General features: G+C 64.2%; 23 protein-coding genes and 1 tRNA gene. 13 read left to right on the top strand and 11 right to left on the bottom strand.

The window, feature by feature from the left end; translation table 11 throughout:
- Positions 1-80 precede the first annotated feature (80 nt).
- Positions 81-165, top strand: a tRNA-Leu gene (locus LB571_RS25895).
- Here LB571_RS25895 and LB571_RS25890 read toward each other — a convergent pair.
- Positions 154-528, bottom strand: coding sequence for a hypothetical protein (locus LB571_RS25890; protein WP_224599139.1), 375 nt, complete (start codon positions 526-528; stop codon positions 154-156). The two genes, LB571_RS25895 and LB571_RS25890, sit on opposite strands and share 12 nt — an antisense overlap.
- 106 nt (positions 529-634) lie before the next feature.
- A complete protein-coding gene (locus LB571_RS25885; protein WP_210161499.1) occupies positions 635-1,129 on the bottom strand; it encodes a MarR family transcriptional regulator in 495 nt (164 codons plus the stop codon).
- 20 nt (positions 1,130-1,149) lie between these two features.
- Between LB571_RS25885 and LB571_RS25880 the strand changes: the two genes are divergently transcribed.
- On the top strand, positions 1,150-2,685 hold the full coding sequence (locus tag LB571_RS25880; RefSeq protein WP_224599137.1) for an FAD-dependent oxidoreductase: 1,536 nt from the start codon (positions 1,150-1,152) through the stop codon (positions 2,683-2,685).
- A gap of 201 nt (positions 2,686-2,886) precedes the next feature.
- Here LB571_RS25880 and LB571_RS25875 read toward each other — a convergent pair whose 3' ends face one another.
- The 5 genes from LB571_RS25875 to LB571_RS25855 all read right to left on the bottom strand — a co-directional run bounded on the left by LB571_RS25875 (position 2,887) and on the right by LB571_RS25855 (position 7,186).
- Complete coding sequence (locus LB571_RS25875) at positions 2,887-4,167, bottom strand: GNAT family N-acetyltransferase (RefSeq protein WP_140616852.1); 1,281 nt, start codon at positions 4,165-4,167, stop codon at positions 2,887-2,889.
- A complete protein-coding gene (locus LB571_RS25870) occupies positions 4,167-5,567 on the bottom strand; it encodes an oligosaccharide flippase family protein (RefSeq protein ID WP_224599135.1) in 1,401 nt (466 codons plus the stop codon). The genes LB571_RS25875 and LB571_RS25870 overlap by 1 nt, the downstream gene beginning before the upstream one ends.
- Positions 5,568-5,721: 154 nt before the next feature.
- Positions 5,722-5,928, bottom strand: a complete 207-nt coding sequence (locus LB571_RS25865) for a DUF1127 domain-containing protein (RefSeq protein ID WP_015315579.1) — start codon at positions 5,926-5,928, stop codon at positions 5,722-5,724.
- Between the two features lie 60 nt (positions 5,929-5,988).
- Positions 5,989-6,486, bottom strand: coding sequence for a hypothetical protein (locus LB571_RS25860; protein ID WP_140787749.1), 498 nt, complete (start codon positions 6,484-6,486; stop codon positions 5,989-5,991).
- A gap of 427 nt (positions 6,487-6,913) precedes the next feature.
- Positions 6,914-7,186: a DUF4242 domain-containing protein gene (locus tag LB571_RS25855; RefSeq protein ID WP_023770749.1), complete on the bottom strand. Its 273-nt coding sequence runs from the start codon at positions 7,184-7,186 to the stop codon at positions 6,914-6,916.
- Positions 7,187-7,399: 213 nt separating this feature from the next.
- On the opposite strand from LB571_RS25855, the gene LB571_RS25850 reads away from it, so the two are divergent.
- Positions 7,400-9,985 (top strand): helix-turn-helix transcriptional regulator, encoded by a 2,586-nt coding sequence (locus tag LB571_RS25850; RefSeq protein WP_224599133.1) that lies wholly within the window; start codon positions 7,400-7,402, stop codon positions 9,983-9,985.
- 56 nt (positions 9,986-10,041) lie between these two features.
- Here LB571_RS25850 and secA read toward each other — a convergent pair whose 3' ends face one another.
- A complete protein-coding gene (gene secA / locus LB571_RS25845; RefSeq protein ID WP_140720276.1) occupies positions 10,042-12,774 on the bottom strand; it encodes a preprotein translocase subunit SecA in 2,733 nt (910 codons plus the stop codon).
- Positions 12,775-13,035: 261 nt separating this feature from the next.
- Here secA and LB571_RS25840 point away from each other — a divergent pair, with 261 nt between their 5' ends.
- Positions 13,036-13,971: a peptidylprolyl isomerase gene (locus LB571_RS25840; protein WP_140616859.1), complete on the top strand. Its 936-nt coding sequence runs from the start codon at positions 13,036-13,038 to the stop codon at positions 13,969-13,971.
- Between the two features lie 61 nt (positions 13,972-14,032).
- On the opposite strand, the gene LB571_RS25835 is transcribed toward LB571_RS25840, so the two are convergent.
- Positions 14,033-14,632, bottom strand: a complete 600-nt coding sequence (locus LB571_RS25835; RefSeq protein ID WP_140616860.1) for a TetR/AcrR family transcriptional regulator — start codon at positions 14,630-14,632, stop codon at positions 14,033-14,035.
- Positions 14,633-14,853: 221 nt separating this feature from the next.
- Between LB571_RS25835 and argJ the strand changes: the two genes are divergently transcribed.
- From argJ to LB571_RS25810, 5 genes are all read left to right on the top strand, one after another.
- Positions 14,854-16,095 carry a bifunctional glutamate N-acetyltransferase/amino-acid acetyltransferase ArgJ gene (gene argJ, locus LB571_RS25830; protein WP_140823952.1) on the top strand — a complete coding sequence of 414 codons (1,242 nt, stop codon included), beginning with the start codon at positions 14,854-14,856 and terminating at the stop codon, positions 16,093-16,095.
- Between the two features lie 29 nt (positions 16,096-16,124).
- Positions 16,125-16,877, top strand: coding sequence for a GNAT family N-acetyltransferase (locus LB571_RS25825; RefSeq protein WP_140824012.1), 753 nt, complete (start codon positions 16,125-16,127; stop codon positions 16,875-16,877).
- 8 nt (positions 16,878-16,885) lie between these two features.
- A complete protein-coding gene (locus LB571_RS25820) occupies positions 16,886-17,308 on the top strand; it encodes a (deoxy)nucleoside triphosphate pyrophosphohydrolase (protein WP_140823951.1) in 423 nt (140 codons plus the stop codon).
- Between the two features lie 120 nt (positions 17,309-17,428).
- Positions 17,429-17,743 (top strand): hypothetical protein, encoded by a 315-nt coding sequence (locus tag LB571_RS25815; RefSeq protein WP_015315589.1) that lies wholly within the window; start codon positions 17,429-17,431, stop codon positions 17,741-17,743.
- A 110-nt stretch (positions 17,744-17,853) separates the two neighbouring features.
- Positions 17,854-18,033 carry a Flp family type IVb pilin gene (locus LB571_RS25810; protein WP_015315590.1) on the top strand — a complete coding sequence of 60 codons (180 nt, stop codon included), beginning with the start codon at positions 17,854-17,856 and terminating at the stop codon, positions 18,031-18,033.
- Positions 18,034-18,053: 20 nt separating this feature from the next.
- Here LB571_RS25810 and LB571_RS25805 read toward each other — a convergent pair whose 3' ends face one another.
- Positions 18,054-18,926 (bottom strand): methyltransferase domain-containing protein, encoded by an 873-nt coding sequence (locus LB571_RS25805; RefSeq protein WP_140713095.1) that lies wholly within the window; start codon positions 18,924-18,926, stop codon positions 18,054-18,056.
- Between the two features lie 65 nt (positions 18,927-18,991).
- On the opposite strand from LB571_RS25805, the gene LB571_RS25800 reads away from it, so the two are divergent.
- The 4 genes from LB571_RS25800 to LB571_RS25785 are packed head-to-tail and all read left to right on the top strand — an operon-like array spanning position 18,992 to position 21,410.
- Positions 18,992-19,804: a ComF family protein gene (locus LB571_RS25800; RefSeq protein ID WP_140713097.1), complete on the top strand. Its 813-nt coding sequence runs from the start codon at positions 18,992-18,994 to the stop codon at positions 19,802-19,804.
- A gap of 25 nt (positions 19,805-19,829) precedes the next feature.
- Positions 19,830-20,099, top strand: coding sequence for a glutaredoxin 3 (gene grxC, locus LB571_RS25795; protein WP_127280365.1), 270 nt, complete (start codon positions 19,830-19,832; stop codon positions 20,097-20,099).
- A 10-nt stretch (positions 20,100-20,109) separates the two neighbouring features.
- Positions 20,110-20,988 carry a carbon-nitrogen hydrolase family protein gene (locus LB571_RS25790; protein WP_015315594.1) on the top strand — a complete coding sequence of 293 codons (879 nt, stop codon included), beginning with the start codon at positions 20,110-20,112 and terminating at the stop codon, positions 20,986-20,988.
- The gene (locus LB571_RS25785) at positions 20,985-21,410 is read left to right on the top strand and encodes a DUF1178 family protein (RefSeq protein WP_023770735.1); all 426 of its coding nucleotides are present in this window, start codon (positions 20,985-20,987) and stop codon (positions 21,408-21,410) included. The genes LB571_RS25790 and LB571_RS25785 overlap by 4 nt, the downstream gene beginning before the upstream one ends.
- A 4-nt stretch (positions 21,411-21,414) precedes the next feature.
- On the opposite strand, the gene LB571_RS25780 is transcribed toward LB571_RS25785, so the two are convergent.
- Positions 21,415-21,900 (bottom strand): MarR family winged helix-turn-helix transcriptional regulator, encoded by a 486-nt coding sequence (locus LB571_RS25780; protein ID WP_015315596.1) that lies wholly within the window; start codon positions 21,898-21,900, stop codon positions 21,415-21,417.
- Positions 21,901-21,981: the final 81 nt, after the last annotated feature.

Below are 21,981 nucleotides of genomic sequence, written 5' to 3'. Positions count from 1 at the left end.
GAGGCTGGTTTGGAAATTGGCCTGTTGACGAACAGGCCTCCGACCGTATAGTCCGCGCCCATCCAGGCCGCCCGGCCTGAGCCCCTATGGCGGAATTGGTAGACGCGCTCGACTCAAAATCGAGTTCCGCAAGGAGTGCTGGTTCGATCCCGGCTAGGGGCACCATCCTTCAAAATCAGAGCAAAGCTTAGCCATGTTGGGGCAGCTATTGCGGGAGGCGCTCAGGCCATGCTTGCCGTCGCCACTTAGCCACGGAACGAGAAGGCGGCATAGAAGAAGCTCGACATCCGAGAACCCGGCCTCGCAAAGCAGATCCTCTTCGGCGCCGGAAAGCAGCGGCAAACGGCCGGCCATTTCTGCCCAGGCCGCGGCCTTTCCCCGATCGACGCCGGCGCGGTCGGCGAAGGCGGACGAACGCGCCAACCAGCGCTTCGCCGTTCCGTTCGGCACGCTGTGATGGGCGACAACAAGGCGCGCGCCGGTTTCAGCCGCTCGCTTCTGTCGAGAAAGTGCAGCGTAAGCAGACATGTCGCGCCTGCTGCACTTTCATCAGGCGCGTGTATAACACACACATTGCTGAGTGAGAGCGCAGGTCGATCCTTGCAAAGTGCGACACTTGCTGTTGGGTTATGGTCTAATCCTTCATCGTATCGACGAGCATTCGCATCAAGCGGACTAGATCGTCGAAGTCCTTGCGGTCCCAGTCGGCGAATTTCGCAACGGCTATTTGCTCCCGCGCCGCATCCAGCGCGTCCGTCGCCGCTTTTCCCTGCGGTGTGACAACGGCCTCGCGAACTCTCTTGTCAGCAGCGCTCAAGCGCCGCGTGACCAGTCCCAGCTCCTCCAGTCGTGACACCTGTCGACTGACGGTCGTGTAATCGCGACCGACGCGGCCAGCCAGATCGACAACGCCGATCGGGCCAAGTCTCTCGACAAGAACGAGCAGCGGGAAGAGGGCACGCTCGAGCGTGAGGCCCGCCTTGGTGAGCAATTCCACATCCCGCTCGGGTCGGTTCATGATGGTGACGATGTCAATCAGCGAGCGATGCAGCTCGGGCAACAACACTTTAATATGTGCGTTATGCACTTTCTTTATTGACACCGGCTTGGCTCCCTTTAATATGTGCATTATGCACATTGGAGCCGAAAATGGAAGAGCGAGCTGAAATTGACGTCCTGATCTGCGGCGCGGGAGCAGCCGGGCTGACGCTTGCAATCGACTTGGCGAGGCGAGGCGTGTTGTTCCGCATCGTTGAGCAGATGGAACGTCCCTTCGCCGGCTCGCGCGGCAAGGGCTTGCAGCCACGCACGCAGGAGGTGTTCGAGGATCTGGGCATAATCGACCGCATCATGGCAGCCGGCGGTGTCTATCCGCCGATGAGGGAGTATCGCAACGACGGCGGCTATGACGAAAAGGCAGTTTTCGAAGCGCCCGAACCCTCGCCCGACGTCCCCTATTTCATCGCGCTCATGATCCCGCAGTTCCTTACAGAGGGCGTGATGCGCGAGCGCCTCGCGGAGCTGGGCCATCGTGTCGAGTTCGGCACCGCATTGATCGACTTCGAGCAGGACGATGATGGCGTCGGCGCCCGCCTCAAGTCGTCTGGCGGCGAGGAGCGGGTCCATACGCGCTATCTGGTTGGTGCTGACGGTGGCCGCAGCTCGATCCGCAGTGCGCTCGGCATCGACTTTCCCGGTAAGACGCTGGGTGTCCGTGCTATCGTGGCGGATGCCCATCTGAGCGGACTCGACCGCGCTGCCTGGCACCAGTTCAATGACGGCGACATGGAGCGGCTCGTCATGATCTGCCCGCTCGCCGGCACGGACCTGTTCCAGCTGCAGGCGCCGATCCCGCTGGACGGCGAGCCTGACCTTTCCGCGGATGGATTGACGCGGATGATCGCCGAGCGGACTGGCCGTAGCGACATCGATGTTCAGTCGGTGGCCTGGGCATCCGCCTACGCGATGAACGCGCGTCTGGCTGACCGCTACCGGGTCGGACGGGTTTTGCTAGCCGGCGACGCCGCGCATATCCATCCGCCAACGGGCGGACAGGGCCTCAACACCAGCGTTCAGGACGCCTACAATCTCGGTTGGAAATTGGCCGCAGTCTTGGCCGGCGCCCCCGCAACGCTGCTAGACACCTATGAGGAGGAGCGACGCGCCGTTGCGGCGGATGTCCTGGGGCTTTCGACCCAGTTGCTCGACCGTCAGCGCGAACAAGGCGGCATGCGGCGCGGCCGCGACACACATCAGCTCGACATCGGCTATCCCCACTCATCACTTTCTCACGACGGAGGTGGTCGGACGATTGGCCCGCAGGCCGGTGAGCGCATGCCGGACGCGACCCTAACTGGCGCCGCTGGACAGCCCCGCCGTCTGTTCGACGTGATGACCGGCACGCACTGGACTCTGCTTCTATCGAGCCCTGACTACTGGCCGATCGTGGCTGCGCGCGCGGGCCTGCGAGTGGTCACGGTGGGCGAAGGCGCGGAACTGCGCGACCCCTCCAATCAGCTCAGCTTGGCCGAGGGCGGCTGCCTGCTCATCCGGCCGGACGGCTATGTTGGCGCCACTTTCGATGCCGCGAGTTCCACCCTGGTCGGTGACTATCTGGCGAAGGTACTTCCTTCCGAGAACGCCTGCTCTCAGTCAAACGGGAGGGTCGACGTTGCACCAACATGACGGACTTGCGAGATCAGGACGGCCTGCGGAGGCCGTCCCCGGACACGACAGCCGCTGGAACGCATGTCGGCCGTTCGACTGTCCTAGGCCCGCCATGCCAGAGGACATTTCTGAATGGGATTGCAAGGCCGACCAGTAGCGCGACCCACCGGGCAGGTTGTCGCCAATCTACGGTTTTGCATCACCCACGCCAGCGCAGGTCTAGCGCCGTCTGAGCAAACTCTTCATCCGGTTGCGCAGCAGGCGCGCCATGTTGCGGGTTTCGCGGTAGAGATGCAGCTGCGAGGCGGCCTGGCGGGCGAGGCGGTCGGCGTCGCGAGTCAACCCGATCACCAGTGTGCCGACCGGCTTGCGCTCGCTCCACAGCCGGCTCATCACCGGGTGGTCGGGCACGGCGCAGGAATCGGTCATCATGATGTTGGGATCGTCGAGATGCTGCCTCGTGACCTCGATCATCAGCAGCGTGCCCGGCGAATAGGCGGCCAGCGTCTCGTCATAGGCCGTCTTCCAGGTGTAGGCGACGCCAGCCTCGACGAAGACGATCAGGCAAGCGATGGTGCGGCCGTCGAGCGTCAGCGAATGGATGCGGCACATGTCCTGTTCGGCGAGCCGGTGCACCGCCTCGCGGGCGAAGGCGGCGCGGAAGCGGTCGATCGCCATGGCGGTGCGCTCGCGGCCTTTCCAGCCGGACGCCTCCAGCGTCAGGAAGTGCTCGATGGCGTGGCGGATTTCCTCGGGGCCGCGTGCCACGACATGTTCGAGCTTGCCGAGATCGCCGAGGCGCCGCTTCAGGCGGCGGAATTCGCGATAGTGGTGCGCGCGCAGCGAAGCCTTGAGATAATCGTCGCCGTCGAGTTCGCTCTCCAGCACGGGGCGTGAAGTCTGGCCCGTGGTGACCAGCGCCAGGCCACGCGTCTCGGCCACGGTGGCGACCAGGCTCGACACCGGACCGTCGAGCCTGATGTCGGGCAGGACCAGAACTTTCGGCAGCTTGAGATGCGGGCGCGACAGCATCGAGAAGAAGTCCTCGACCACACCGACCGGATCGTCGCGGTCGATCAGCGGCGTGCCGAGCGGGCCGAATGGGCTCGACCAGGTGCGCATGACCGGCACGCCGAGCGGCACCACCGGCCGTTCCACCGAGATCGGCACCAGCAGCCGCAGCCGGTTGCGGTATTCATCGCCGTCGCGGATCACGGCAAGGCGCACCTCGCGATCTTCCAGCCGGGGCATGGCCGGCGCCAGGAAACGCGGGTTGAAGAAGACGTTCGGCTCGATCGTGCGGGCGCAGAGATAGTCCAGTTCCTCGACTAGGTCGAAGCCGGCCGACGCCGGGTAGATGGCGAGTTTGCGCTCGGGCCGGTTGTTGGCGAGGATCTCGATATGAGCGGGATCGGCGTCGCGCGCCAGCCCGGCAAGGCCGGACACCATGGCGCCGGCGGGACCGCCGCTGGTTTCCTCGAGCAGAGGGATGGCGGCCATCAGGCGGCTCCTTTGGCTGGCACGAAGATCGCCATGACGATGCCGAGCTTGCGCCAGACCGTGAAGGACAGTGCGCCGGCCTCGAAGATCATGGCAAAGGCGGTGGCCATGGCTGCGCCCCACAGGCCGAAAAGCGGGATCAGCACCACATTGAGCCCGATGTTGAAGGCCAGTGTCATGGCATAGACGGCGGCGCAGACATTCTGGTTGCCGCTCATGGTGAGCAGGCTTTCGCAGGGGCCAACGGCGGCGCGCGCCACGACGCCGAAGACGAGCAGGAACAGAAGCGGATAGCCCGATGTAAATTCGGGGCCGAACAGCACCAGCATCGGTTCGCCCAGCGCCAGCACCAGAAACGCCATCAGCAGCGAGGGCCAGAAGGTCCATGATACCGTCTCGCGGGCGAAGGCGGCAAGCTTTTGCGGCTCGCCATGGGTGAACTGCGCGTAGCGCTGGGCGACGCCGGCCTTGACCGCGAAATAGACGAAATGCACCAGCGCCAGCGTCTTGACCGTGGCGAAATAGACGGCGACGTCATTGGGATCCATATAGGCGCCGACCATCAGCACATCGGCGTTGGTGAGCAGGAAGAAGAAGCTCTCGACCAGGAAGATCGGCAGCGAGACGACGAACCATTGCGCGAAATGCACTTTCATCGGGCCGGCCGGAATTTGCCTTTCCATGCGCTGGGTGACCCCGATGAGCTGGGTCAGCGTGGTGGCGTAGGTAGCGGCGATCGAAGCGAAGATCGCCGTCCGCGCGTCGGCGGCGTAGCCCGCCCAAAGCATCAGCGCCATGAACAGCAGGATCAGCACCGGCCGGATCAGGTAGGTCGGCGACAGCGCGAACAACGCCCATGAATTGGCGCGCGCCAGCCCTTGCAGCAAATCCGACAGCGCGATCATCGGCAGGCAGATGACGCCGAGGATGAACGGTATCACGTAGTAGTCTTCGATCCAGGGCGCGGCCAGCCAGACGCCGAGGGCGCCGAGCCCGGCGATGACCGTCGAGGCGATCAGCACGAACAGGCGGCTCGCAACGACGATGCCGCGCAATTCATCCATCAGGCCGCGCTCGCGGTATTCGGGGATGAAGCGGATGACCGATGTGTGGAAGCCGAGGCAGGCGAGGTTGCCGACGATGACCATCGTCACCCAGACCAGCACGAAGATGCCGTATTCGAAGGAACCCATCCAACGCGCCATCAGCACCTGGCTGATGAAGGCGATGACGGCACTGACGATGCGGATGGAGAAGGCGATGACCGACATGCGCCCGGCCTCGCCGCGTTCGTCGGCGGTGAACAGCACGGCGTCCAGACGGCCAAGCAAAGGCTCCACGCGCAGCGCCAAACGCTGCGGCAAGAACCGCCCGGCAGTCGTGGCCGCGGAAAAGCGCACCCCGATTTCTCTCCGTTTTCCGCCTCTTTTCAGGCTTTGGTGTAGCGAAGACACCTTAAGAAAGCGTGGGTGGGGAGGGCGTGCGTAATGGCTGAGGGTCGACGAACGGTGAAGGTGCCGCACAGGCGCGGCGCCGTTTGTCGCCCAGTCGGATCTACCGGCGGCGCGCCTCTCCGCGCGTTGCGACATGGTCGATCGCGCAACGGCTGATACCGATGTCCTTCAGCATGAAACCGGGCATGGCCTCCAAGCGGCGCCGGCCATGCCGCAGGTGCCATCCGTGTGCAAGCCAAGCGGTAACGGCCATCAGGCGCGAAGGCCGGGTGCGCGGCCTCGCCAGGACGACATCGATTTCGGGCATGATTTCTCCTCGCGATGCGCGCGAAAGGCCTGCCGGACTGGACCGGCAGGCCGGGTGCCGTCAGTCGGCCTTTTTCATGGCGTCGCACGAGACGTTCGGGTTCATGTCGGCGAAGGCGCCGGTCGGGTTTTGCTTCCAGGCCCAGACATGAAGTTCGTAGAAAGGGCCGAGGCCATAGCGGTTGGGAGCGCTGTTGAAGTTGAACAACTGGCCTCCGAGCGAGGCCGGACCCTTCGCGGTGATGTATTCGACGGCCACCAGCTTCAGCGTGCCATCGGACATCGGCTCGTACATCACGGCCTCCGGCTTGGCGAGGTCGATCGCATCGTCCTTCAGATAGGCGCCATTGACGTAATGGATGCCCATGGCGCCGCCAGTGATGCCACTGGCGCAAGGAATCGGCGCATAGCCCTCGGCGGTGGCCGCCGCGACGTTCGCGAAGCGGCTGTTGGCCGCCCGCACCTCGTCGGCGAGCGGATTGTCCTTCCCCGCCGATGCGGCGGTGGAGGCGATCGACGTGATGAACAGCGCGGCAAGGCGCCAGAAATTGACGTTCATTTTGTTCTCCATTGATTGTTGATGATCCGGCAGGCGCCCAGGCCGGCCAGCAAGGCCAGGCCTGGCTGCAGACGCCCGCGGCATGGGATTGGCAGTACGGGACGGGTTCGATCCTCGTCCATCCCGTCTAACCGGACCGCGGTCTCATTGGTGCCCCCACCAGTATTCCCAGTAGTCCCGCCGCATCTCGTGCTCCGGCAGACCGACGTCCCGTCTCAAATAATCGTCTTGCGGAGGCAGGCGCCCGCGCCGGCCTCGCAATGGCGATAGCAGCGCGGAGACAATCCGCGATGCGAGACCGCGCCGGTGGGGTGCAGGGTCGAACGCCATGCCGGCGGCCGTTTCGGGAGGGGACAACAGGGAAAACCGCCCGCTATCATTGCCCAGGACAATTTCACGCTCATGGCTCCATCCTTGCTCCATTGGATCAGCGATAAAAGTAGGGGTCCAGGACCCTCACCTCCGTGATCTTGTCCACCGGCAGGGAATTCTTCTGCGCCGTGCTGCGGATGGCCTCCGGCGAGGGGGCGTCGTAGATGCAGAAACTCTTGCTCTTGTCGGGCGAGACGAAGGACTGCACCCAGGTGACCCCCTTCTCGGCATTGCGCATGATGATACCGCCAAGCGCCGTTGCGCCGATGTCGTTCATCGGCAGGTTGAGTCCGTCAGGGAATGTCCGTTCGATCAGATAGCGAGGCATGGAATGGCTTCCTTTTACGATTGATTCACGCTCGAAATGAGCGCGGTCGGAGAAAAACCATGGCCTTCGAAAGCGCGCATCGGAGCCTTTCCCCATATTTCGCGGGACGATTCCCTATGTTTTCGACGTTCGATCTTGGAGCCACACTGCGGATACCGAAGCGTGGGTATCCTGGGGGATGGGGCAGACGACGATACTCATGGGCCAGTAACGATGCTTCTGGAGCGGCAGGCGCAACTTGATCAGTTGGAGGAACTGCTCGCGGCGGCGGCGCGCGGTCGCGGCCGCGTGGCGGCATTGCTGGGTGAGGCCGGCGCCGGCAAGACGGCACTCGTCGAGGCGTTCGTAAGCGGTGTTGGGCAGCACGTTTCCATATTCCGCAGCGCCTGCGAGGATCTGTCGATCCCCGATCCGCTGGGACCCCTCTACGATCTGGCCCGGGACGCGCAGTGGGCACTGCCCCGGGCGATCGATGACCGGCAAGGCCAGCGGCTGCCCCTGTTTTCAGACGCTCTCGAGGTTTTCGAGGCGAGGTCTCGGCCGGGCCTGCTGGTCATCGAGGATATGCACTGGGCCGACGACGCGACCCTGGATTTCGTCCGTTTCCTGGGCCGACGCATCGCCAACACGCATATGCTGGTGCTGTTCACGGCACGCACCGACCGCAGCGAAGGACAGATGCGCGCGCGTCGGGTGCTCGGTGAAATTCCGGCCGCCAACGTCCAGCGTATCGAAGTGCCGCTGCTTAGCGAAGCGGCGGTGTTGTCGCTTGCCGAAGCCGCCAACCGCGACGGCAGCGCAATCTATCGCGCCACCGCGGGCAACGCCTTCTTCGTCACCGAGTTGCTGGCTGCCGAAAGCGAGATGATCCCGCCGGCCAGCGTCCGCGACGCTGTGCTGGCGCGTGCCGAGCGCCTGTCGCCGGGCGGGCGCTCTATGCTCGACGCGGTGTCGGTGTTTCCACGCCGCGCCGATGTCTGGGCGCTGCGCGGCCTCTGTGGTGTCGCCAGCGCGGGCCAGCTGGCAGAGTGTGTCTCGAACGGCCTGCTCGACGACCTCGGCGATGGCTATGCCTTCCGCCACGAGATCGCCCGTCGCGCCGTCGAGATGGCGCTGACGCCAAGCCATCGGCGCGAATTCAACCAGCGCGCGCTTTCCGCACTGCAGGAAAACGCCGAGGTGGCTACGGCAAGACTTGTCCACCATGCGGTGGAGGCCCAGAATTTGGAAGCGGTGCGCGAGCTTGCCCCGCTTGCGGCGCGCGAGGCTTCCCGCGTCGGCGCGCATCGCGATGCGGCCGGCTATTACGAGGTCGCCCTGCGGCACGCCGACAGCCTGCCTATGGGCGACCGGGCGAGGCTTTACGAAAGCTATGCCTTTGAATGCCATCTGATCGGCCGCATCGATATGGCCATCGAGGCGCAGGGCCAGGCGCGGCGGTTGCAGCAGGCGTTGGGCGACACGCTCAGGGAGGGCGACAGCCTCAGATGCCTGTCGCGCTTCGCCTATCTGGTGGGTGACCGAGAACAGGCGGACCTGTTCGGGGCACAGGCGGTGGAGTTGCTGGAACAGGCGCCGGCCAGTCCGGAGCTTGCCATGGCCTATTCCAATCTCTCGCAGCTGGCGATGCTGGCCGAGAAGCTCGACGAGACGTTGCTGCTCGGCTGCAAGGCAGTCGGTTTGGCCGAACGGTTGAACAAGCCGGAGATAGTCTGTCATGCGCTCAACAATCTTGGCTCCGCCGAGCAGTGGCTTGACCTGGCCAAGGGCCGTCTGCATCTCGCCCGCAGCCTTGACATCGCGCTCGGGCAGAATTTCCAGGAGCACGCCGCACGCGGCTTCACCAATTGCGCCTGCGCCGAAATGAACCAGCTCGACCTTGTCCGGGCGCAATCCTTTCTCGACCGGGGCATTGCCTATTGCGTCGAGAATGACCTCGCGACCTGGCGCGACTATATGCGGGGCGTGCAGGCGCAATTGCTTTTGCGACGCGGCCTTTGGGACGATGCGGCCGCGATGGCTCACGACGTCATCGACGATAATGCGACCACGGCCCTGGTGCGTTACCCATCCTTGGTCGCGCTGGCGAAATTGCGCATAAGACGAGGCGATCCGGCCGCGCCCTTGCTGGACGAAATGAAGCGGTTCCTAGACAAAGGAATGGAGCTGCAGCGGCTGGTCCCCTACACGGCGTCGATGGCCGAACTGGCATGGCTCGGGCAAGGCGACACCGAAGAGGCACTTCGCCTGATCGACCTGGCCGAAAGCCTGTCGCCGACGAGAGCGATGTTCGCCGAGTTGGCCGTCTGGCGGCTGCTCTTGTCACCTGAAAGCGATCCTGGCGACACGACCGGCATGGCGGAGCCCTATCGCCTGCTGCTCACCGGCGACTGGCGTGGTGCCGCGATGCTGTGGGCCCGGCTGGGCGCTCCGTTCGAACGGGCGCTCGCCCTGTTGTACGGCGACGAGCCGGCGCTGCGCCTGGCCCTGGACATATTCGAAGGGCTCGGTGCCCGGCCGGTGGCCCAGCACGTCCGCGCCGTCATGCGGCAGAATGGCGTCCATAACATCGCCAGGGGACCGCGGCAGAGCACACGCGCCAATCACGCTGGCCTGACGCTTCGCCAAATGGAGGTTCTGCACCTGATCGAGCGCGGTTTCTCCAATAAGAGAATCGCCGAGCACCTAACCATCTCACCGAAGACCGTCGATCATCATGTCTCAGCGGTGCTGGGCAAGCTGGACGCCGTTTCGCGCGGCGAGGCAACCGCCGCGGCGCGCGATTCCGGGCTGATCTGACAATATGGGAGCCGCCCCCGGATCAGAAGTCCGGGGAACACCGATCCTGCAGGTCTTTACGCGAAAGTCCCGTGGCAGTGCTTGTATTTCTTGCCGGAGCCGCAGGGGCAGGCTTCGTTGCGGCCGACCTTGCCCCAGGTTGCGGGGTTGTTAGGGTCGCGGTCCTCGGGAGCGACGATGGCGGTGCTTTCCTGGCGTACCAGAAGGGCCGTTTCGCCGCCTTCGAAATCATTCTCGCCGGTGGTGCCGTCAATATGCGTGCCGAACATGTCGGGCGCTTCAGGCGGCGGCGCTTCGGCGGCCTGGCGGACCAGTTCGACGCGCATCAGCTGCGCGGTGACGGCCTGGCGCAGATTGCCGAGCATCGCCTGGAACAGCTCGAACGCCTCGCTCTTGTATTCCTGCAGCGGATCGCGCTGGGCGTAGCCGCGGAAGCCGACGACCGAACGCAGATGGTCGAGATTGACGATGTGTTCGCGCCACAGATGGTCGAGCGTCTGCAGCACCACGGAGCGCTCGACATAGTTCATCACCTCGGGACCGAAACGGTCTGCGCGTTCTTGTGCCGCGGCGTCGGCGGCTTGAGAGATGCGCTCGCGGATGTCGTCCTCGGCGATGCCTTCTTCCTTCACCCAATCCTCGATCGGCAGGTCTAGATTGAGGAATTCGGCGACCTCGGCCTTCAGGCCGGCGACGTCCCACTGTTCGGCATAGGCGTTTTCGGGAATGGCCTTGGCGACGATCTCGTCGATGACGCCCGCGCGCATCTCGCCGATGGTCTCCGAAAGGCCCTCGCCGTCCATCAGCTCGATGCGCTGCTCGAACACCACCTTGCGCTGGTCGTTGGAGACGTCGTCATATTTCAACAGGTTCTTGCGGATGTCGAAGTTGCGCGCCTCGACCTTCTTCTGCGCCTTTTCCAGCGCCTTGTTGATCCAGGGATGGATGATGGCCTCGTCTTCCTTGAGGCCGAGCTTCTGCAGCATGCCGTCCATGCGCTCGGAGCCGAAGATGCGCATCAGATCGTCCTGCAGCGACAGGAAGAATTTCGATCGGCCGGGGTCGCCCTGGCGGCCAGAGCGGCCTCTGAGCTGATTGTCGATGCGGCGCGATTCATGGCGCTCGGTGGCAAGCACGTAGAGGCCGCCGGCGGCCAGCGCCTTTTCCTTCAGGCGCTCGACGTCGGCATTGATTTCCTTTTCGCGCGCTTCGCGTTCGGGACCTTCCGGCATGTCGCCCAGCTCCTCGGCAATGCGCATCTCGGCATTGCCGCCAAGCTTGATGTCGGTACCGCGGCCGGCCATGTTGGTGGCGATGGTGATGGCGCCGGGCTTGCCCGCCTGGGCAACGATTGCCGCTTCCCGCTCGTGGTGGCGGGCGTTCAGAACCTCGAAATCCGTGAAGCCCTCCTTGCGCAGGCGCTCGGCCAACTGCTCGGACTTTTCGATCGAGGTCGTGCCGACCAGTGTCGGCTGGCCCTTGGCGCTGGCTTCGCGGATCTCCCTGACGATCGCCTTGTACTTCTCCTCGACCGTCCGGTAGACCTCGTCGTCCTCGTCCTTGCGGATGACCGGCAGGTTGGTCGGGATCTCGGTGACTTCGAGACCGTAGATGTTGCCGAATTCCTCGGCTTCGGTCAGCGCCGTGCCGGTCATGCCGGAAAGCTTCTTGTAGAGGCGGAAGTAGTTCTGGAAGGTGACGGAAGCAAGCGTCTGGTTCTCCGGCTGGATCGCCACGTGTTCCTTGGCTTCAAGCGCCTGGTGCAGGCCTTCCGAATAGCGGCGGCCGGGCATCATGCGGCCGGTGAACTCGTCGATGATGACGATCTCGCCGTTGCGCACGATGTAGTCCTTGTCGCGCTGGAACAGCCGGTGCGCCTTCAGCGCGTTGTTGACGTGGTGGACGATGGCGACGTTCTCGACGTCGTAGAGCGACTCGCCCTTGAGCAGGTCGGCATCGCGCAGCATGTTCTCCAGCTTCTCGGTGCCTTCCTCGGTGAAGATCGAGGTCTTCTGCTTCTCGTCGATCTCATAATCCTGCGGCTGCAGCTGGATGATGAAGGTGTCGATGGTGTTGTACATTTCCGAACGGTCCTCGAGCGGACCGGAAATGATCAGCGGCGTGCGCGCTTCGTCGACCAGAATGGAATCGACCTCGTCGACGATCGCGTAATTGTGACCGCGCTGCACCATCTGGGCGCGCTCGTACTTCATGTTGTCGCGCAGATAGTCGAAGCCGAGCTCGTTGTTGGTGGCGTAGGTGACATCGGAGGCGTAGGCGACGCGACGCTCCTCGTCCGACAGGCCGTGGACGATAACGCCGACCGAGAGGCCGAGGAATTTGTAGACGCGGCCCATCCATTCGGAGTCGCGGGTGGCGAGGTAGTCGTTGACGGTAACGACATGGACGCCGTTGCCGGCGAGCGCGTTGAGATAGACCGGCAGCGTCGCGACCAGGGTCTTGCCCTCGCCGGTGCGCATCTCGGCGATGCCGCCATTGTGCAGCACCATGCCGCCGATCAGCTGGACGTCGAAGGGGCGCATGCCAAGCACGCGGCGCGCGGCCTCGCGGGCGGTTGCGAAGGCTGGGATCAGCAGATCGTCGAGGCTGGCGCCGTTGGCGATATCCTGGCGAAATTTTTCCGTGCGGCCGGCAAGCTCGGCATCGGAGAGCGCCCGCATCTCGTTTTCCATGGCGTTGATCGCCTCGACACGGGGGCGGGTCGATTTGACCCGACGGTCGTTGGAGGAACCGAAAACCTTACGGGCGAGACCGCCGAGACTGACCATCCAATGGTCCTTTCGATAGAATTCTCAATCTTGAGACAGGCGCCGGCCGGCCCCATCACATCCACGTGAACGCACCGCCTGAATACGGGCAAACACAAAAAGCGCCCGGAAAACGGTTCTGGACGCCAAGTCGATGGACAGATAAGAGGGGGCTCAACTGATGTCAACGCCGCGCTGGCCCTGCCGGTCGCGCCAAATTCCGCCACAATCTGGCTGATCTGGAAGCCACCCTCCCTACAATCCCTGACCGGAGTCATCCTTATGTCCTTGTTGTTCAGCCGTGCGTCGCTTGCCAGCCTTGGCCTGGCCCTCGGCCTGTCGGCTCTTTGCTTGTCGCCTGTCACGGCGCAGGAGACCGCTCCCGCTCCGGCCGCCCCCGCCGCGCCGGCGGATGCGGCTGCCCCGGCCGCAGCGCCGGTCGACCCGAATACGGTGATCGCCACCGTCAACGGCCAGCCCTTGACCGAAGCGGATCTGGTGCTTGCCGAAGGCGAGCTGTCGCAGCAGTTCGCGCAGTTGCCGCCCGAGCAGCGCCGCGCCGCGGCACTTTCGGCGGCCATCGAAATCCGCGTCATGGCAGCCAAGGCGGTCACCGACGGTCTCGACAAGGATCCTGACTTCCAGCGCCGCATGGCTTTCCTGCAGCAGCGCGCGCTGCATGGCGAGATGGTCGAGAAGGGTGTGGTCGACAAGGTCACCGACGCCGAGGTTCGCGCCCGCTACGACCAGGAAATCGCCAACACGCCGCCGGTCAACGAGCTGCATGCCCGTCACATCCTCGTGAAGACGAAGGAAGAGGCCGAGGCGATCATCAAGCAGCTCGACGGCGGCGGCGATTTCCAGAAGCTCGCCAACGAGCACACCAGCGATCCCTCGGGCAAGTCCAATGGCGGCGATCTCGGCTGGTTCGGACCTGGCCAGATGGTGCCGGAGTTCGACAAGGCGGCCTTCGCGCTCGAGGTCGGCAAATACACCAAGGAGCCGGTGCAGACGCAGTTCGGCTGGCATGTCATAAAGCTCGAGGACAAGCGCGCCAAGCAGCCGCCGGCCTTCGACGACGTCAAGGACCAGGCCAAGCAGGCGGTCATCCGCGACAAGTATTTCGCGCTGGTCAAGTCGCTTCGCGCCGGCGCCAAGGTCGAGATTCCCGACGCCAATCTGAAGAAGGCCGTCGACACGCTGGAAAGCGCCAAGTAACACACGCAATCAGGAACGGCGCGGCGAGTGATAGCTCGCCGCGCCTATTTTTTGCCGTTCTTTAGCGCTTGGGCGTGACGATGCCTCGCGTGACATAGCCAACAGCGGTTCGTATCGTGGCTTCATCCACGTCGAGACGGTTGGTCAAAAGATGCTTCCAGGCGAAGGACCCGATCAGATCGGCGACCACCTCTGAATCGATATCGTCGGCAATCTCACCCCTTGCCTTGGCGCGGTCCACGATCTGGCTGTTGTGAGTCCGGCGCCCCGTGGCATAGCCGGCGAGCGCCGCGCCGGCGGTCTCGTCCGATTGCGCCTCGGCAATCAGCGACCTGTACACGCTGCCCGAAGGCGTGTCGCGCCAATGCGCGAACAGGTTTTTCAGGAAGCCGACGAGGTCTTCTTCCAAGCTTCCGCTGTCTGGGATGTCGACGCGTTTCTGGCGCTGATAGACTTCGAGCAGCAATGCCGCCTTGCTTGGCCACCAGCGATAGATGGTCGGCTTGCCGGCGCGCGCGCGGCGCGCCACGGCCTCGATCGAGAAGCCGGCATAGCCGCCTTCGACCAGCACTGCCTCGGCCGCCTCCAGAATGGCGTCCGCGCTGTCGGGATTGCGCCGCGCACCGATCGATCTGCGCGCCGTATCCGCCTCCTCGGCCATGCCTGTCGTCCTCGTTTCAATTCGCTGGCAACGATAAGTGATCCCGCCTGCCAATGTGGAAGATCATAGCGCCACGGACCCCGGCGACGCCAACAGATTTGAAATGCAAGCTTGATCCTGAACGGGTTTGCCCTCCGCGGGAGCGACGAAAACGCGCTTGCACCGGCTCGCCGTATCGGGCAAACCGGCCTTCCCTTGCGATTTTCCCGCCCGAGGTCTGAATGTCCACGACGATTTCCCCGCTTGCGCCGAAGAAATACCCCAAAATGCCAGAAATCGAAGGGGTGCGCATCGCCACCGCCGAAGCAGGGATAAAGTACAAGGGCCGCACCGACCTGCTGGCCATGGTGTTCGATGCAGGCACCGCGGTCGCCGGCGTGTTCACCAGGTCGAAATGTCCCTCGGCGCCGGTTGATTTCTGCCGCCAGAACCTTGGCTCGGGCAAGGCGCGGGTGCTGGTCGTCAATTCCGGCAACGCCAACGCCTTCACCGGGCAGAAGGGCCGCGAATCCACCGCTCTGACGGGCGAAGCGGCGGCGAAGGCCGCGGGCTGCACGGCAGGCGAGGTTTTCCTGGCCTCGACCGGCGTCATTGGCGAACCGCTCGACACGGCCAAGTTCAGCCATCTGCTCGCCGGGCTGGTCAGCGACGGCAAGCCGGACCTGTGGACAGAGGCGGCAAAGGCCATCATGACCACGGATACGTATCCGAAAGTGGCGACGGCGACGGTCAAGCTCGGCGACGCCGATGTGACCATCAATGGCATTTCCAAAGGCGCCGGCATGATCGCGCCCGACATGGCGACGATGCTGTCCTTCATTGCCACCGACGCGCCGATCGCGGCTCCTGCCCTGCAGGACCTATTGTCGCGCGGCACGGCCAAGACGTTCAATGCTGTCACCGTGGACAGCGATACCTCGACCAGCGACACGCTGCTGTTGTTTGCCACCGGCAAGGCGGCAAAGCGCGGCGCGCCCGAGATCACCGATCCCAGGGACGCCCGCCTTGGCCAGTTCCGCCGGGCGCTCGGCAAGGTGCTGAAGTCGCTGGCGTTGCAGGTGGTGCGCGACGGCGAGGGCGCCCGCAAGCAGGTCGAGGTCACCGTCACCGGGGCCAAGTCGGCCCGCTCGGCCAAACGCATCGCGCTGTCGATCGCCAATTCGCCGCTGGTCAAGACGGCGGTCGCCGGCGAGGACGCCAATTGGGGCCGCGTCGTCATGGCCGTCGGCAAGGCCGGCGAGCCCGCGGATCGCGACCGGCTGTCGATCTGGTTCGGCGACAACAGGCTGGCGCATGAGGGTGAGCGCGACCCCAGCTATTCGGAAGAAAAGACCTCGGCCTATATGAAGCGCGACGACATCCGCATCCGCGCCGATATCGGCATCGGCCGCGGCAAGGCGACGGTGTGGACCTGCGATCTCACCAAGGAATATGTCGCCATCAATGGCGACTACCGGAGCTGATCGCCTTGGTTTCGCGTCATCCCGCAAGCATGCTCGCGACCGTGCGCCGCTATGAGGCGGCCGGCTTTCGCGCCTGGCCCGCGGCCGCCATCCACTATGACGGCACCTGGGTGGTGCGCCTGACCGCCGGTCATCCGGCCAAGCGGCTGAACTCGGTCAATCCGCTCGATCCCGGCGACATCCAGCACATCGCCGACCGCATCGGCCGCGCGAGCCGCCGTTTCGACGCGTACGGCCGGCCGCTGACGTTCCGCATGTCGCCATTGTCGGGTCCCGATCTTGCCAGTCATCTCGACAAGGAGGGCTGGAGTCGGTTCGACGAATCGCTGGTCATGCGGCTGCCGCTGGCCGACGCGCAGCTCGACGCCGCCATGGACCAGATCCCGCTCAAGGACATCAGCCGCTTCATCGGCGCATTGCTCAAGGTCAGCGGATCGGACGTGTCGCTGCGGCCGGGCCTGTCGGAGATCATCGGCGCTATCCAGCCTGAAGCCGGGCTGTTCGCACTCGAGGATGGGACGGAGCCGCTGGCGACGCTGATCTGCGTGCATGACGGCGATCTCGCCGGCCTGTTCGAGGTCGCTACCGACAAGGCGGCGCGCAACAAGGGCCACGGCCGCAACCTGATCCTGTCGGCGCTGAAATGGGCGAGGCTGCGCGGCGCACGGGAAGCCTGGCTGCAGGTCGAGGCCGGCAACGCGCCGGCGCTGGCGCTCTACCGCGCGCTCGGCTTCGAGGAAGTCTATCGCTACCACTACCGCCGGCCGCCTGTTCATGGGTGAAATCGGACATGAATGATGTGACGATCGCCGGCAAGCGCCTGCTTCTGGTCGCCGCTTGCGCGCTGGTCGATGCCGATGGTCGCGTGCTGCTGGCGCAGCGGCCGCAAGGCAAGCAACTCGCCGGCCTGTGGGAGTTTCCCGGCGGCAAGGTCGAGCCGGGCGAGACGCCGGAACAATGCCTTATCCGTGAACTGCAGGAGGAGATCGGTATCGAGACCGAGATCCCATGCCTGGCGCCGCTGACCTTCGCCAGCCATTCCTATGACGACTTCCACTTGCTGATGCCGCTTTTTGTCTGCCGCCGCTTCCGCGGCATCGCCCAGCCGAGGGAAGGGCAGGCGCTGAAATGGGTGCGGCCCAAACAGATGCGCGACTATCCGATGCCGCCGGCCGATGCGCCACTGATCCCCTTCCTGATCGATCTCCTTTGAGGATTTGATTGGACCACCGTCCATATCAGCCAGCGTTAATGGAAGATTTATCTCATCATGAAAAATTGATGCATGGCCGTTTTTCGTGCGGCCGCCGCCATTTCGCTGGGGAGCGATAGAATGAGCCTGGACAGGGATTGGGATTCGATCCGGCCCGAGCGCGGCTTTCGTGTCGCTGATGCGGGCATGGGCGTCCTGCGCCTCACGCTGCTGTTCGGATCGGCCGCCGTGGCGCTGGCGTTGATCGCGACCCCTTTCCTCGACAGCCAGGCGCGTTCGCAAACGGCCCGCGACGGTTTCCCCGGCCTGGACATGACGGCTACCGGTTCGATCAGCCATCGCAGCACCTATACGGTACGCCGCAGCGTGCTGCAGGCCGATCCGGGAGGCGTCTGCATTATCCGTTCCGATGGCAAAAGCAGTGGCGACTGCTGACAAGGCCAGGACATTTCCGACGGTCGGCGACTTCACCGCCTGTTAAGCCTTTGCCGTTAACCTTTCTTAACAGATCCGCGGTAAAAGTTTCGGCAACGGGGATCGAGGTCATGAAAACAGTGCTGGTGCGTTTTCTGGAGGACGAAAACGGCGCCACGGTCGTCGAATACGGTCTGATCATTGCCGTGCTATCGTTGACGATCATCGGCGGTATCGGCCAGGTCTTCAACTCGCTGACCTGGCTGTTCAGCGACAACTCCAGCAGGCTTGCCAACGCCTTTGCGCAATGAGGCTGGTGCCTGCGAATAGGTCAATGCCCATCAGGTCCCTCCAGTATAGTCTTCAGCGAAACCTTGGCTGAACCGGGTTTCAGCGGCTTTTGCTGCGATGCATCGGGCGCCCAGCCGGACATCCAGACCGTCGAGAAGCTTGCCCTGATACGACCGTCGGGGTCGGAAAAGCGTTCGGCGTAGATTTCCGCGGCGCGGGCAAACAGCTGGCGCGTGCCCGGCCGCCGGCTGCGATCGGCCAGCGCGTTGGTTTCGCCCATGGCACGCAGATCCGCCATCAGGGCAAACGGGTTGGCATAGCGCACCGTCACCGTCTCGACGTCGGCGACCGGCAGCGCGAAACCGGCGCGCTGCAGCAACGCACCGGCATCGCGTACGTCGGTGAAGGGGATGACGCGAGGGCTGACGCCGCCGTAGAGCTCTGTCTCGGCGGCAAGCAGGCTTTCGCGCAGTTCCGCAAGCGTGCCGGCGCCTGCGAAAGCGCCGAGAAAAAGTCCGTCCGGCCGCAGCGCGCGACGGATCTGGATCAACATGCCCGGGATGTCGTTCATCGCCTGCAGCGACAAAAGCGATACCACCAGATCAAGACTTTGCGGCTCGAACGGGACGGTCTCCGGCGGCGCAATCAGGCCGGCGGCACCGTTCAGGAAAGCCGCGGCCGTCTCGACACGGGCGAGATCCGCCACCTTGCCGCTCCGCGCAAGGACATCGGCCGCGGCCGATGTCTGGCAAAACAGCACCGCCGCCTTGGCGAACTTTCGCTCGACGGCGCCCAGCCGGTCGGCGAGATCCTCGGCGGCACGGCGCATGAGGAAGTCGGCGCCGTCAACCGGATGGATGAGCGCGCGCCGCTTGTGCGCCAGCCACAGAGAGGTGTCCATTATAGGCTGCAAGGGATTGATCCTTGTATGTCGGCGCCCTGATATGGTTGGTATGGTGGTGCCGAGCAACCAATCACGTGGCCGATCCGATGCCCAAGATCAAGTCCGTCGAGATCGGTAAGCTAGCCGGGTCTGCTGCCCGGTCGGCTCTGGGCTGGCCGGCGCGCATCCTGTTTCCGCCGGTCTGCGCCGGCTGCCGCCGGCAGGTCTCGCAGCCCGGTGTGTTGTGCGGCGACTGCTGGCCGAAGCTGCGGCTGCTGGAGCGGCCCTGGTGTCCGGTGATGGGCACGCCGTTCACCCATCACATGGGCGATGGTTTTCTGTCGGCGGAGGCTATCGCGGATCCGCCTCCCTTCGAACGGGCACGGGCCGCGGTCGTCTACTCCGGCGTTGCCCGCCAGATGGTGCAAGGGCTGAAATACCAGGACCGCACGGATCTCGCACCCTGGATGGCGCGCTGGATGGTCCGTGTGGGCGCCGAGCTCATCGCCGACGCGGATGTGGTGGTGCCGGTGCCGCTGCATTGGCGCCGTTTCTTCAGGCGGCGGTTCAACCAGTCGGCGGAACTGGCGCGCGCGGTTTGCGAGCTCAGCGGGCTGTCTTTCGCGCCCTCCGCCATGCGGCGCGTGAAACTCACCCGCCAGCAGGTCGGACTGGAGCGGCAGGAGCGCGAGGAAAACGTACGCGCCGCCTTTCGCGTGCCGGCAGAGGCCGAGATCGAGATTGCCGGCCGCAGGGTGCTTCTGATCGACGATGTCTACACCACCGGCGCCACCGTGCGTGCCGCCACCAAGGCGCTGAAAAGGGGAGGTGCGGCCGCCGTCGACGTGCTGACCTTTGCCCGCGTGTTGCCGGGGGACTTCCGGGCGGACGAGTCCGTGACTATATAAGTCGGCAACGGAAGCGGAACTCGTCATGGTCGATGTCACGATCTATACGCGCATGATGTGCGGCTACTGCACGGCGGCCAAGCGGTTGCTGGAGCGCAAAGGCGTCGCCTATACCGAGCACGACGCTTCCTTCTCCCCGGAACTGCGCCAGGAGATGATGTCGCGAGCGCACGGGCGCACGACCTTTCCGCAGATTTTCATAGGTGACACACATGTCGGTGGCTGCGACGACCTCCATGATCTGGAGGCAGAAGGCCGACTGGACAAACTGCTCGCCAACGGCTCGTCGATTTGAGGGTATGACAATGGGTGTTTTCAAGACGGCGGGTGTTTTCAAGGCGGCGGCAGTGCAGATGCGTTCAGGCGAGAGCCCCGAGCGCAATGCGGCCGATATGGAGCGGCTGGTGCGCGAGGCCGCGGGCCAGGGCGCGATCTATATCCAGACGCCGGAGATGACCGGCGCGCTGATCCGCGACAAGGAAGCGCGTGCCGCCTCCTTCACCTCGCAGGACAAGGACATCGTTGTCGCAACCGCGCGGAAGCTCGCCAGTGAGCTTGGCATCTTCCTGCACGTTGGCTCGACCGCCATACTGCGCGCCGACGGCAAGCTCGCCAACCGCGCGCTCCTGTTCGGACCCGATGGCGCGACGCTCGCCACCTACGACAAGATCCACATGTTCGACGTCGACCTCGATAACGGCGAAAGCTGGCGCGAATCCGCCGCCTATGAGCCGGGGACCGAAGCCGTCGTTATCCCGATCAACGATGCCAAACTAGGCTTTGCCGTCTGTTACGACCTGCGTTTTCCGCAATTGTTCCGTGCCGAAGCGATGGCCGGCGCCGAGGTGCTGACCGTGCCCGCGGCCTTCACCCGCCAGACCGGCGAAGCGCATTGGCATGTGCTGCTCAGGGCACGTGCCATTGAGAACGGCGCCTATGTCGTCGCCGCCGCGCAAGGCGGCCTGCACGAGGACGGCCGCGAGACCTATGGGCATTCGCTGATCGTCGATCCGTGGGGCCGCATCATCGCCGAAGCCGCGCATGACGAGCCAGCGGTGATTGTCGCGGAGATCGACCCGGCGCAGTCGCTTGCCGCGCGCAAGAAGATCCCCAATCTCAGGAATGCGCGGGATTTCACCATCAATACCGGCGAGGGGCCGCGTCTCAGGGGCGCCGCATCTTGATCCGCTTTTCCCTGATCTGCGAAAACGAGCATGAGTTCGAGGGTTGGTTTCGCAGCAATGACGATTTCGACACGCAGAAGAAGCGCGGTTTTGTCGATTGCCCCAGCTGCGGCTCGCACAAGGTCGAGAAGGCGCTGATGGCCCCGGCCGTTTCCACGGCCCGCAAGCAGGAAACCATAGCGCTTGCCATGGGCGAGGCGCAGAAGCAGGCGCTGGCGCAGCTGAAGGCGATGGCCGAGAAGGTGCGCGAAAACGCCGACTATGTCGGCGACAAGTTCGCCGAGGAAGCGCGCAAGATCCATTTCGGCGAAACCGATGCGCGCGGCATCTATGGCGAGGCGACGCTGGAGGAGGCCAAGGGCCTGGCCGAGGATGGCGTCGAGTTCATGCCGATCCCGGTGTTTCCGGACGACCGGAACTGAGCGATCAGCTCACGCTGCCGATCAATTTTTCCAGCAGGTGCGAAAGCGTTTCCCGTTCGGTCTGTGTCAGACCGGATAGGATCTGATGCTCGTTCGCCACATGGGCTGCAACGGCCTCGTCGATCAAGGCGAGCCCCTTTTCGGTCAGCCGCACGACGATGCCGCGCCGATCGTTGGGGTGCGGTGCACGCAGGATCAATCCGGCCTTTTCCAACCGGTCGAGCCGGTTGGTCATGGCGCCTGATGTCACCATCGTCGCTTCATAGAGAGCGGTCGGCGTCAGCGCGTAAGGCGAGCCGGAGCGGCGCAGCGTCGCCAATACATCGAACTCTCCCGCCTGCAGTCCGAAACGGGCGAACAGCGGGGCGAGGCGATCGCGTGCTATCAGCGAGGAGACCTCATTCAGACGCCCGATCACGGCCATCGGCGATACATCCAGGTCCGGCCGTTCCCGCTGCCATTGCTCGATGGCTTTCCCAGCGCGGTCCATCTATCTCACCATAGTGTATCTTGACGTTAAGAATCTTTCCATTATCTTATCTCAATATTCAACGCCGGCCAAGAGGCTGTG

Source organism: Mesorhizobium sp. BR1-1-4, assembly GCF_020165375.1.
In the GTDB taxonomy this organism is placed as follows: Bacteria; Pseudomonadota; Alphaproteobacteria; order Rhizobiales; family Rhizobiaceae; genus Mesorhizobium; species Mesorhizobium australicum.
The sequence above is the reverse complement of the archived record's forward strand: the minus strand, read 5'-3'. Positions and strand labels throughout refer to the sequence as shown.